The sequence below is a fragment of the Microbacterium sp. NPDC089987 genome (assembly GCF_044748505.1).
GTDB lineage: Bacteria > Actinomycetota > Actinomycetes > Actinomycetales > Microbacteriaceae > Microbacterium.
On sequence record NZ_JBIVGE010000001.1, the window covers coordinates 369,029 to 380,807 of the forward strand.

The window sequence follows — 11,779 nt, forward strand, 5'->3', positions numbered from 1 at the left end:
GGTGGGGGTGTGGGCGCGAAGTGGGGGTCTCGGCGAGAGAGGGCAGGTGCGAACAGCAGAGGAGTGCGCGGATGAGCGTTCCGTTCCGTGAGGCATCCATCGACCTGAGCGCGATCGCGCACAACGTTGCGCGGTTCCGCTCGATCACCGGGGTTCCGGTCATCGGCGTCGTCAAGGCGAACGGGTACGGGCACGGCGCCGCCGAGGTCGCCACGGCGGCTCTCGCCGGAGGCGCGACCCGGCTGGGCACGGCGACCATCGAGGAGTCGCTCGCCCTGCGCAGAGCCGGCATCACCGCGCCGCTGATGGCGTGGCTGCACGCCCCCGACCGCCGCTTCGACGACGCCGTCGACGCACGCATCGAGATCGGCATCTCGTCGTATCAGCAGCTGCTTTCGGCATCCGAGGCGGCGCAGCCACCGGCATCCATCCATCTCAAGGTCGACACCGGCCTGTCGCGCAACGGTCTCGCGCCCGCCGAGCTCGACCGCGTCTTCGCCGAGGCGGCACGTCTCGAGCGTCTGGGGCGCGTCCGCATCCTCAGCATCTTCAGCCACCTCTCGGGTGCGAGCGGCGATGACGACCGCGCGCAGCTGGCTCGGTACGAGCAGATCGTCGCGCAGGCGGAAGCCCACGGCATCCACCCCGAGTTCCGTCACCTCGCCGCGACCGCCGGCGCGATCGACATCCCCGAGGCGCGGCTCGACGCCGTGCGCATCGGAATCGGGATGTATGGCCTCTCGCCCTTCGCCGACCGCACCTCGGCAGACCTGGGCCTCCGTCCGGCCATGCAGCTGCGGGCTTCGGTCGCGGCCGTCCGCCGCGTGCCCGCCGGCACAGGCGTCTCGTACGACTACGCCTACCGCTGCGAGAACGAGACCACGCTCGCCCTCGTGCCGCTCGGCTATGCCGATGGGGTGCCGCGCCAGGCATCCGGTGCCGGTCCGGTGATGATCAACGACCGCCGCTACACGGTCTCGGGACGCATCGCGATGGATCAGTTCGTCGTCGACGTCGGCGACGACGACGTGCGGCCGGGCGACGAGGTGGTGCTGTTCGGCGATCCGGCGGCGGGTCTGCCGAGCGCGACCGAGTGGGCGGATGCCGCGGGCACGATCAACTACGAGATCGTCACGCGCATCGGAGACCGGGTGCCGCGGAGATGGCACTCATGACGATGGATGCTGCTTTCCTCGGTCGGCACGAGATCCGCACGTCGGATGCCATGGAGAGCCTCGGCCTGCGCATCGGCCAGCAGCTGCAGCCGGGCGACCTGCTGATCCTCACCGGACCGCTCGGCGCCGGCAAGACGACCTTCACCCGCGGGCTCGCGGAGGGGCTCGGCGTACGCGGGCCCGTGCAGAGCCCGACCTTCGTGATCGCGCGCACGCATCCGTCGCTGGTCGGGGGAGCGCCGCTCGTGCACGTCGACGCCTACCGGCTCGGCTCAGCGGCCGAGCTCGACGACCTCGACATCGACTTCGCGCGCTCGGTCGTGGTGATCGAGTGGGGCCGGGCGATGGCATCCGCCGTGGCCGACGCGTGGTGGGACATCGAGATCGAGCGGCCCGTCGGGGGCGACGACGAGCTCGACGACGAGGACCTCGACGCTGACGCCCCGAGATTCGTGACTGTAGCGCGCGTCGAGGGCTGAGCGCGCGGGCGGTTTGTTCGGCTCGCGGGTCCCATGTGGTCGCGTCGCGCGGGTTGAGGCGGCCTTTTGGGACCTGCGGGTGCGCGAGGGACGCCTGCTGAGGGCATCCGGTTCGACGTGCGGTCGCTCGGGTGGGCCCATATGGTCGCGTCGTACGGGCTGAGGCGACTATTCGGGACCTGCGGGTGCACGTGGGTCGCCCGCTGAGGGCATCCGGGTGCTTGACCCTGTCGGGTGGGCCCATATGGTCGCGTCGTACGGGCGGAGGCGGCCATTTGGGACCTGCGGGTGCACGCTGGCGGGCGTAGGCGAGGGTGGGCCGGACGCTGACTCTGTCGACAGGGCCCATGTGGTCACATCGCGCGGGCTGAGGCGACCAATTGGGACCTGCGGGCGAGCGCGCGAGCACCAGCGCCAGCGCCGCGCGGGGCGTCAGGAGCTGTCGTCGCGGCGGCGCGTGAGGGCGGCGAGGATGTCTTCTGCGGCGTTCGCGCCGGATGCCGCAGCCGAGACATTCTCGGCCTCGACCGCCTGCACGATCTCGGAGCGCTGGATGCGCGTCTCGCGCGGCGCTTTGATGCCGAGGCGCACGCTGTCGCCCTTGACGTCGAGCAGAGTCACCTCGATCTCGTCGCCGATCAGCACGCTCTCGCCGATACGCCTTGTCAACACCAGCATCAGATCAGCCTAGCGGCGCATGCGGAACCGTGCCGCTGACAGCGGGCTGCGCGGCATCCCGCACCACCCCGACCGTCTCGATGGTGAACGAGCCGCTCGCCTCGGTGTACGACAGTACCGGCAGTCCGTCGGTCTGCGCCGACACCAGCCGCCGCACCGCGGAGCGCAGCGAGGGGGCGCAGACGAGCACGGGCTCCCCGCCGTCCGTGGCTGCAGCGGCAGTGACCGCCTGCCGCACCGATTCGATGACAGCCTCCATACGCTGCGGGTCGAACACGATCTGCGGACCGTCGTCGCCCATGCGCAGGCTCTCGAGCATCGCCTGCTCGAGCAGCGGAGTGATCATGATCACCCGCAGCACGCCGTCTTCGGCGAATCGCGCGGCGATGGCACGGCCCAGCGAAGCGCGGGCGGCTTCGATCAGTCCCTCCGGCTCTGTCGACGTCTTCGCGCGCAGCGCCAGCGCTTCGTAGATGCGGCTGAGGTCGTTGATCGGGACGCGCTCGGCCAGCAGCCCCTGCAGCACGCGCTGCACCTCGGCGAGCGACAGCAGCGCGGGGGTGAGCTCTTCGACGGCCGCGGGGGAGACCTGCTTGAGGGCGTCGGTGAGCTGGCGCACGTCTTCGCGGCTGAGCAGTCGGGCGGCGCCGGCGTGGATCACGCTCGACAGGTGAGTGATCACGACGCTCGCACGATCCACGACGGTCGCTCCGGCGAACTCGGCGCTGTGCCGCATCTCGACCGGGATCCACTTGCCCTCCAGGCCGAAGACCGGGTCGTGCACCGCCGTGCCGGGCAGCGTGTCCAGCCCCGCGCCGAGGGCGAGCAGCCGCCCGGACGGCACGATGCCGCGCCCCGCCTCGACGCCCGCGATGCGGATCACGTAGGTCGACGGGGGGAGCTCGATGCTGTCGCGGGTGCGCACCGGCGGCACGACCAGTCCGAGATCGAGCGCGATGCGCCGGCGCAGCGCCTTCACCCGCGCGAGCAGGTCGTCAGGACCGCCGGTCACAAGATCGACCACGTCGGAGGCGAGCTGGATCTCGAGGGCGTGCACACGCATCCGCTCCATCAGCTCCTCGGTGCTGTCGGACGACACCGGCTGCGCCGTCTGCTCGTCGGCCTCGGCCGCCGCGGCATCTGCCTGCGTCGCCCTGATGCGCTGTGCAGCGAGGATCAGCAGCGCGCCGACCACCATGAACGGCAGCATCGGCATGCCGGGGATGAACGCCATCACGATGGCCGCGCATCCGGCGATGTTCAACGCGTTGACCGACTGCCCGAGCTGGGCGAACGCCTCGCTGCCCATCTCGGTCTCGGCGTTCGAGCGGGTCACGATCATGCCGGTCGACACGGCCATCAGCAGGGCGGGGATCTGCGTGACCAGGCCGTCGCCGATCGTGAGCAGGCTGTAGGTGCTGACCGACTCCTCGATGGCCATGCCGTGCGAGACCATGCCGATCGCGATGCCGCCGACGAGGTTGATGATGATGATCACCAGGCCCGCGATCGCGTCGCCCTTGACGAACTTCGACGCTCCGTCCATCGCACCGTAGAAGTCCGCTTCGGCGGCGACTTCGGCGCGCCGCTCGCGCGCCTGCGCATCGGTGATGAGCCCGGCGTTGAGGTCGGCGTCGATGGCCATCTGCTTGCCTGGCATCGCATCGAGGGTGAAGCGCGCGCCCACCTCCGCCACCCGCTCGGCACCCTTGGTGACCACGACGAACTGGATGACGACGAGGATGAGGAAGACGACCGCGCCAATGATGAGCGAGCCGCCCACGGCGATCGCGCCGAACGCCTCGATCACCTGCCCGGCGTATGCCTCGCCGAGCACGAGACGGGTGGATGCCACGTTGAGGCCGAGCCGGAACAGCGTCGCCACGAGCAGCAGCGACGGGAACACCGAGAAGTCCAGCGGCCGCCGGATGAACATGGTCGTCAGCAGGATCACCAGCGCGAACAGGATGTTCAGGATGATCAGCAGATCCAGCAGCAGCGGCGGCACCGGCACGACCAGCAGCATGATGATGCCCACCACCGCGATGGGCACCGCGATCCGGTTCAGCATTCCGCGCATGCGCTTCTCCTCCACATCGGACTCATCGAACTGCTCGCACGATCTCTCATCAGGCGGTCCTCTCCGGGATCGCGTGCACGCCTCGCGCCGACCCGCGCTTGCGCAGCATGTCGACGAACACGAGAACCCGCGCCACCGCTGTGTACAGCTCCGCCGGGATCTCCTGGCCCAGTTCGCACGCCGCGTGCAGCGCGCGGGTGAGCGCCACATCGCGCACCATCGGCACCCCGGCCTCGGCGGCCCGCTCGCGGATGCGCTCTGCGACGACGCCCTTGCCCTTCGCGACCACCTTCGGCGCAGACCGGCCGATCTCGTAACGCAATGCGACCGCGACGTGCGTGGGGTTCACCAGCACCACGTCCGATCCGGCAACGGCGGCGATCATGCGATTGCGGCTCATCGAGAGCTGGCGCGAGCGGCGCTGCTGGCGGATCAGCGGGTCGCCCTCGGAGCTCTTGTGCTCATCGCGCATCTCGCGCTTGGTCATGCGGGTGTGCTTCATGTTGCGGCGCATCACGACGAACACGTCGATGGCCGCGAGACCGAGACCGACCGCGACAGCGACCTGAAGAAGCGTCGCGGTCCCGCCCGCCGCCGTGCCGAGCAGACGGGTGATCGAGTGCGCGCCGCTGACCGAGAGCACCGGGATCAGCGACGCGATGACGGCCCAGAGGGCCACGCCGATCGCAGCGGTCTTCAGCAGGGCCTTCGCCCCCTCCCACAGCGCCTGCATGCCGAAGAGACGCTTCACACCCGAGACGAGGTTGAACTGCTCGAAGCGGCCCGACAGCTTGCGCATCCGCACGCCGCCCTGCACCACCGCGCCGATCAGGGTGACCACGGCGACGCTGACGAGCAGCGTGCCGAGGGTGGGCAGCACCGATCCGAGGCCGAGCCCCAGCACGCCCAGCGCCGCCTGGGGGGAGGGGTTGCTCATCATCGCCGGCAGCGTGATGAGCTGCTCGGTGCCGGCCGCCGCACCGGCGGCCATTGCGGCAGGAATCGTGATGCCCGCAGCGGCGATGCCCAGCCAGGCGGTGAGATCCTGGCTGCGCGAGAGCTTGCCCTTCTGACGGGCTTCGCGCAGGTGCTTGTCGGTCGCCTTCTCGCTGCGCTCGCCGCTGTCGCTCATCGCCCCACCCCCTGCATCATGCGCATCGCTACGGTGGTGAGAGCGTCGACGATCCCGGGCAGGGCGATGAACGTGAAGCCCGCGAGCACGAGGGTGAGCAGGATCTTGATCGGGAAGCCCATCGCGAACGCGTTCAGCGCCGGTGCGACACGGGTGATGAGGCCCAGACCGGCATCCGCCAGGAACAGCACCAGCAGCAGCGGACCTGCGATCTGCACGGCGCCGAGGAACATCTGCACCACCCCGTCGACGAGCATCTCGGCGGGCGAGGCGAGGTCGAGCAGACCGTCGACGGGCACCGCGGCGAAGCTGCGAGCGAGGCCGCCGAGCACGACTTGATAGCCACCCGAGGCGAACAGCAACGCGAACGCGGTCATGTGCAGCAGTCGGGTGAACTGCGCACCGTTGACCAGCGACTGCGGATCGAACGCCTGAGCGAGCTGGAAGCCGCCGAAGATGTCGATCAGGCCACCCGCGGCCTGCACGGCAGAGAAGCACACGAGAACGAGGAAGCCGAGCACCGCGCCTGTCAGCACTTGCACGACGAGCGCGCCGAGGAATGCCGCGGTGTCGAGGTTCTCGTATCCGGGAGAGACCACGCCCGACATCGCGAGGGCGAGTGCCATGGCCAGCATCGCCTTGATGCGCACCGGGAACCCGCCGTACGAGAAGGGAGGTGCGAGCATGACGAACGCGGTGATGCGCACGCCGGCGAGCATCGTCGCCTCCAGCCAGGCGAAGTCGATCGGGATGTGCACGTCAGCCGCCGCTCAGCAGCTGCGGGATGCGGTCGAACATCATCTCGGTGAACTGCACGATCTCGGAGATCATCCAGTTCCCGGCGATGAGCAGCGCGAGGCCGACCGCGATGATCTTCGGCACGAACGACAGCGTCACCTCCTGCACCTGCGTGATCGACTGCAGCAGCGAGATGGCGAAACCCACCACGAGTGCGGTGATCAGCAGCGGAGCGGCGAGTTTCGCAGCCACCAGCAGTCCTTGCGTGCCGATGTCGAGCACGGCCTCGGGACTCATCCGACACCCCCGTAGCTCTCGATCAGCGTGCGGATGATAAGTCCCCACCCGTCGACGAGGATGAACAGCAGAATCTTGAACGGCAGCGAGATCATGACCGGCGGAAGCATCATCATGCCCATCGACATCAGCGCGGCGGCGACGACGAGGTCGATCACGAGGAACGGCACGAAGATGACGAACCCGATGATGAACGCGGCGCGCAGCTCCGAGATCATGAACGCGGGGATCAGCGTGTACAGCGGCACGCTCTGCGGATCCTCCGGATTCGGGAGCGAGGCGATCCTGGTGAGCAGCGCGAGATCCTCTTCGCGGGTGTAGCGCAGCATCCAGTCGCGCAACGGCGGCTGGCCGAGATCCACTGCCTGAGCGAAGGTCACCGAGCCGTCGATGTACGGCTGCACGGCCGCCGTGTTGATGTCGACCAGCACCGGCCACATGATGAACATCGACAGGAACAGCGCGAGCCCGGCGAGCACCTGGTTGGGCGGGATGGTCGGCAGCGACAGCGCGTTGCGCGTCATGGCGAGCACGACGAAGATCTTCGTGAACGACGACATCATCAGCAGCAGCGCCGGCGCGATCGACAGCAGCGTGATGCCCAGCAGCGTGAGGATCGACGACGACGGCGAGCCGTCGACGCCGTTGATGTCGATGGTGATGCCCTCGTCGCCCGACCCGGGAGCGGTGGGCGGAACGGGCGCCTCCGGGTCGTCGGGTTCATCGACCGTGGTCGGGGCGACGAAGGCGCTGAATCCGGCCGTTGAAGCGGGGGCAGACGCGAGGGCCGATGCCGGAGCAGAGATGAGGGAAGATCCCGTCGGATGCCCGGTGCGGGCGTGCGCGGCGACACCGGTGCCCAGCACCGACGCGACGACCAGCGCGGCGCAGATCAGCGCCAGCGCTGCGGTCCGCCGCGCGATGCTCAGAGCGCTGCTCATCGCGTGCGTCGCAGGAACTCTGCCGTCTGCCGCCAGGTCTGCGCAGAGAGGATCGATCCGCTGAGCGGATCCGGCGAACTGGGGCGGCGGTGGCGACGCAGCGACGGCTGCTCCGCGGCCCGCTCCTCCGCCAGGAGCTCATCGAATGTGACGGCGGCGCCGTCACCCTTCGCCCGCTCCTCCGTGCTGACGTGCACGACGGGGCGGGTGATGTGCTCGGCCGCCGTCCGCTCGATGAGGTTCACCCCGTGCTCGGTGACTCCCAGCACATACCGCGCGTCATCGGTCTCGACGACCACGAGCTGCGCCTTCGCGCCGAGCGCCTGTCGCGCGACCACGGTGATCTTCGACTCGTCGCGCCGCTGCTGCATCCGCTTGCCGACCCGGCGCTGCACGTACCAGAGCAGCCCGAGCACCGCCGCCAGCGAGAGGGCGACGCGCAGCAGCAGGAGCAGCTCGTCCAGATCAGGCCTCGGCGTTCTCGAGGATGCGGGTGATCCGCACCGCGTAGTCCTGGTCGACGACGACGATCTCGCCGTGTGCGATCACGCGGCCGTTGAGCAGCACGTCCGCGGGAGCACCGGCCGAGCGATCGAGCTCGACGATGCGACCCGGCTCAAGATCGAGCACGTCGCGCACCGACATCCGCGTGCGCCCCACCTCGACGGTGAGGTCCATCTCGACCCCAGCGATGCGCTGCAGGCGGCGCGATGCGGCGGGCGCCGTCTGCGGAGCGCGCGTGATGCGCACGACGAGGCGGCCCAGCACGCGGCCGCCGTCATCCTGCAGGTCGAACACCTGCGCCGACGGGTGGGCGAACACCGCCGAGGCATCGCCGAGGGTCGCCACATCGAGTCGGCCCGCGCCCAGCGCGCCGACGGCAGCCTCGAGGGGGCCCTGCAGCCGCTCGTTCAGCGGAGCGTCGGCGAGGCCGTCGATCAGGGCATCCGGCTCGAAGATCTGCACCGCGAGCTGCGCACTCGCCTCGCCGACGTACCCCACGATCACCGCATCGCCGGTGTCGCCTGATGCCTGCGACGCGACAGCCGTCGCGGGCGCCGCGGTGGGCAGACGCGCCGCGAGGGCGGCTGCGACGGCGGATTCGTAGGCGATGCTGCTGGTCACGAAGGCTCCTGAGCGGTGACGGACGTCGTCGCGGTGACGACGCAGGCGAGACGGGCGCCGCTGGCGCCCACGGCGGCCGTGGCCACGGGGTGGTCTCCGACCATGAGATCGAGGGGACGGTCGGCGGCGTGCGGAAGCGTGAGCAGATCGCCGACCGAGAGGTCGAGCACCTCGTGCGGGCGCACCCTGCGGGGCGTGAGACGCAGCGCGATCTCGACCGGCGTCTGCTCGACCTGCCGGTCGATGGCACCGGGCGAAGCCATCTCGGGAACCCCTGTGGCGACCGCCGACAGCGCCCGCAGGATCACGGATGCCGGAAGCATCACGCTCGCACCCAGCGCGCGGCCACCGGAGCGGATCGAGAGCTGAGCGACGATCACGGGCTCGTTGGCGGCGGCGACCTGCGTGAACTGCGAGCTGTGCTGCATGCCCGCGATCGTGATGCCCTCGGGCAGCAGGCCGTCGAGAGCGCGCGTGAGGTGCTCGATGGCATCCTTCATCACCGCGCCGACGAGCGCCTGCTCGATATGCGTGAGGGGGCGGGCCTCGGCCGTGTCGACCGGGCGGCCGCCGACCATCTGCACCACCCACGCGGTGGCGAGTGAGGCGGGGAACTGGATCACCGCGCGGGCGTCGGTGCCCGGCAGCGCGCACACGACGAGCGTCGTCGCGGGCGGCAGCGAACCGCCGTACTCGTCGTAGGTCTGCATCGCGACCGCCTCGACGGCGACGTGCGAGCGTCCGTGCGTGCGGGCGGACAGCTGCGAACCCCACTGCCTGGCGAACGTCTCGAACGACATCTCGAGGATGCGGGCGTGCTCGCGCGACAGGGTCGTCGAACGACCGAAGTCGTACAGCTCGACGCTGCTCTCCGCGCGCACGGCTGAACGCGCGCTGTCCTCGATCACCACGACCCCGACTATCGGGCGGTGATCGGCGCGCGTAAGCAGGACGATCGATCAGCGGGAGGGCGCCTTCGCCTGCAGACCCGGAAGCAGCTGTCGCACCTCCTCATCCGCATTCGAGAGCACGACGACGTCGACTCGCCTGTTCTGCGCGAGAGCCTCGGCACTCGCGCCCGGCATCACCGGCCGTGCGTCGCCGAAGCCGACCGACTGGATGACGGCGGGGTTGATGCCGCCCGCCTCCACGAGGTGGCGCAGCACCTGGGTGGAGCGGCCCGACGACAGCTCCCAGTTGGTCTCGAACGGGGCGACCGACTGCCGGCTGTCGGCGTGGCCTTCGACGGAGATCTGATTCGGGATGCTGACCAGCACAGAGCCGAGAGCATTCAGGATGTCGGCGGCGACGGGGGTGAGCATCGTGCTGTTCGTGGCGAAGAAGGTCTCGGCGCTGACCAGGCTGACTGTCAGTCCCCGGGCGTCGATCGTGAAGGTGGCAGCGTCAGCCAGCCCCTGCTGGGCGAGAGCATCGCGGATGCGGTCGCGCAGCGCCGAGAGATCGTCGAACTCCTTCTGGGCAGCCGAGATCTCGACGTCGGCGAAGCCCTCGCCCTCCTCGTCGAGCAGGTTCGCGGGTACGACCACGCCCTCCGACACGTCGACCTCGTCGGTCTTCTCCTGTCCGAACCCGGTCGCCAGCGATGCGCTCAGCGCCGCGAACTTCTCCTGGTCGACGGTGGACATGGCGAAGAGCACGATGAACATGCACATCAGCACGGTGATCATGTCGAGGTACGACGCCATCCACCGCTCGTCTGGCCCGGAGTGCCCCTCGGGCTCGACGCGCCGGCGGCGCCGGACGCTCACAGTCCGACCTCGGAGAGCGGTGACGTGGTGTCGCTCTCTTCTCGGCCCTTCTTCTCGGCCTTGCCCTTGCTCTTGCCGTCCTTAGCCGGCGTGGCATCCGAGACGAGCGCGCCGAGGCGCTCTTCGACGTGCGCCGGAGCGGCGCCGGCCTGAACGGCCAGCATCCCCTCCATGAGCACGGTCATGCGCTCCAGCTCCAGTTCGCCGAGCCGCTGCAGGCGGCCGCCGATGGGAAGCCAGATGAAGTTCGCCGAGAGCAGGCCCCACAGTGTGGCGACGAAGGCGGCGGCGATCATCGGGCCGAGCGTCTCGGGCTGATCGAGCTTCTCGAGCGTGTGAGTGAGAGATACGACCGTGCCGATGATGCCGACGGTGGGTGCGAAGCCGCCCAGAGTCATGAAGAACCGCGAGGCGGTGCGGTTGCGTGCGGCTGCCGAGGCGATCTCGTCTTCGAGCAGGATGCGCAGATCCTCGGCGTCGATGCCGTCGGCGATGCTCTGCAGCGCCTGGCGGAGGAAGGGATCCTTTTCTTCGGAGACGCCCTGCTCGAGCGACAGGAGCCCCTCGGTGCGCGCTTTCTCGGCGTGACCGACGACGGTGCTGATCATGCTCTGCGCCGTGCGTCGCTCGCCGCGGAACGCCCGCGGCAGCGCCTTCATCGCGTGCAGGAAGTCGCGCAGCGTGCCGCTCGCGATGCCGACGGCGATGGTGCCGCCGAAGACGAGGATCATCGGCGCAGGCAGCAGCAGCGCCGTGATCGACGCGCCCTCCATGCTGATCATGGCGAGCAGCGAGCCGAACGCGAGGGCGAGCCCGAGGATGAGTCCGATGTCCATCAGAGGTCCTCGGCCCGAGCGGCGGCGGAGAGACCGGATGCCTGCGCCAGCACGCCCGCACGGAACGCGGTGATCTGCGCGATGAGCTCTTCCATGGTCTCGCGGACGACGAAACGCGCGCCGTCGACCATGACGATCGTGGTGTCAGGGGATTCCTGCACCCTTTCGATCAGGTCGGAGTTGACCGCGAACCTGCTGCGGTTCAAACGCGTGACGACGATCATGAGCTCCATCCTGGAAGATCAGCCCCGGCGCGAAGCCGGTGCGACGACGGCCCATCCTGGTCCGTCCCTGGGGACTGTCGGCAGTCCCGCTCATCGCGTTAGTGGTGGGCCTGCGTGTGTTCTGCTCGCTGGTCCCATGTGGTCGCCTCGCGCGTGGCGAGGCGGCACTTCGGGACCTGCGGGCGTGCGTGGGGCGCCGAGTGCGGGCATCCGGTTCGTCGAGTGGTCCCAAATGGTCGCCTCGCGCGTGGCCAGGCGGCCTTTTGGGACCTGCGGGCGCGTGTCGGGCGACGCCTGCGGTCATC

The 11,779-nt window shown here is 69.5% G+C and carries 14 protein-coding genes; 2 read left to right on the forward strand and 12 right to left on the reverse strand.

Features of this window, described 5'->3' with window-relative positions; genetic code table 11:
- Positions 1 to 71 precede the first annotated feature (71 nt).
- Positions 72 to 1,175, forward strand: a complete 1,104-nt coding sequence (gene alr / locus ACIPV2_RS01705; RefSeq protein ID WP_400837613.1) for an alanine racemase — start codon at positions 72 to 74, stop codon at positions 1,173 to 1,175.
- Positions 1,172 to 1,654, forward strand: coding sequence for a tRNA (adenosine(37)-N6)-threonylcarbamoyltransferase complex ATPase subunit type 1 TsaE (gene tsaE / locus ACIPV2_RS01710; protein WP_400837615.1), 483 nt, complete (start codon positions 1,172 to 1,174; stop codon positions 1,652 to 1,654). Before alr ends, tsaE begins: the two co-directional genes overlap by 4 nt.
- Before the next feature lie 432 nt (positions 1,655 to 2,086).
- On the opposite strand, the gene csrA is transcribed toward tsaE, so the two are convergent.
- Genes csrA through ACIPV2_RS01770 form a run of 12 tightly spaced genes read right to left on the reverse strand, consistent with a single transcriptional unit; the run spans position 2,087 to position 11,474 of the window.
- The gene (gene csrA, locus ACIPV2_RS01715; RefSeq protein ID WP_400837617.1) at positions 2,087 to 2,332 is read right to left on the reverse strand and encodes a carbon storage regulator CsrA; all 246 of its coding nucleotides are present in this window, start codon (positions 2,330 to 2,332) and stop codon (positions 2,087 to 2,089) included.
- 4 nt (positions 2,333 to 2,336) lie between these two features.
- Complete coding sequence (locus ACIPV2_RS01720; RefSeq protein WP_400837620.1) at positions 2,337 to 4,412, reverse strand: flagellar biosynthesis protein FlhA; 2,076 nt, start codon at positions 4,410 to 4,412, stop codon at positions 2,337 to 2,339.
- A 49-nt stretch (positions 4,413 to 4,461) separates the two neighbouring features.
- Positions 4,462 to 5,544, reverse strand: coding sequence for a flagellar biosynthesis protein FlhB (locus ACIPV2_RS01725; RefSeq protein ID WP_400837622.1), 1,083 nt, complete (start codon positions 5,542 to 5,544; stop codon positions 4,462 to 4,464).
- On the reverse strand, positions 5,541 to 6,302 hold the full coding sequence (locus ACIPV2_RS01730; RefSeq protein ID WP_400837625.1) for a flagellar biosynthetic protein FliR: 762 nt from the start codon (positions 6,300 to 6,302) through the stop codon (positions 5,541 to 5,543). The genes ACIPV2_RS01725 and ACIPV2_RS01730 overlap by 4 nt, the downstream gene beginning before the upstream one ends.
- Before the next feature lies 1 nt (position 6,303).
- Positions 6,304 to 6,579, reverse strand: a complete 276-nt coding sequence (fliQ, locus tag ACIPV2_RS01735; RefSeq protein WP_400837628.1) for a flagellar biosynthesis protein FliQ — start codon at positions 6,577 to 6,579, stop codon at positions 6,304 to 6,306.
- Positions 6,576 to 7,520: a flagellar type III secretion system pore protein FliP gene (gene fliP / locus ACIPV2_RS01740; RefSeq protein ID WP_400837631.1), complete on the reverse strand. Its 945-nt coding sequence runs from the start codon at positions 7,518 to 7,520 to the stop codon at positions 6,576 to 6,578. The genes fliQ and fliP overlap by 4 nt, the downstream gene beginning before the upstream one ends.
- Complete coding sequence (gene fliO, locus ACIPV2_RS01745) at positions 7,517 to 7,984, reverse strand: flagellar biosynthetic protein FliO (RefSeq protein WP_400839878.1); 468 nt, start codon at positions 7,982 to 7,984, stop codon at positions 7,517 to 7,519. The genes fliP and fliO overlap by 4 nt, the downstream gene beginning before the upstream one ends.
- 1 nt (position 7,985) lies before the next feature.
- The gene (gene fliN, locus ACIPV2_RS01750) at positions 7,986 to 8,645 is read right to left on the reverse strand and encodes a flagellar motor switch protein FliN (protein ID WP_400837634.1); all 660 of its coding nucleotides are present in this window, start codon (positions 8,643 to 8,645) and stop codon (positions 7,986 to 7,988) included.
- Entirely contained in the window at positions 8,642 to 9,556 is a 915-nt protein-coding gene (locus ACIPV2_RS01755) for a flagellar motor switch protein FliM (protein ID WP_400837637.1), read from the reverse strand. Before ACIPV2_RS01755 ends, fliN begins: the two co-directional genes overlap by 4 nt.
- A 48-nt stretch (positions 9,557 to 9,604) precedes the next feature.
- The gene (locus ACIPV2_RS01760; RefSeq protein WP_400837640.1) at positions 9,605 to 10,414 is read right to left on the reverse strand and encodes a flagellar motor protein MotB; all 810 of its coding nucleotides are present in this window, start codon (positions 10,412 to 10,414) and stop codon (positions 9,605 to 9,607) included.
- Complete coding sequence (locus ACIPV2_RS01765; protein ID WP_400837643.1) at positions 10,411 to 11,250, reverse strand: motility protein A; 840 nt, start codon at positions 11,248 to 11,250, stop codon at positions 10,411 to 10,413. Before ACIPV2_RS01765 ends, ACIPV2_RS01760 begins: the two co-directional genes overlap by 4 nt.
- Positions 11,250 to 11,474: a flagellar FlbD family protein gene (locus tag ACIPV2_RS01770; protein WP_400837645.1), complete on the reverse strand. Its 225-nt coding sequence runs from the start codon at positions 11,472 to 11,474 to the stop codon at positions 11,250 to 11,252. Before ACIPV2_RS01770 ends, ACIPV2_RS01765 begins: the two co-directional genes overlap by 1 nt.
- Between the last annotated feature and the right edge of the window lie 305 nt (positions 11,475 to 11,779).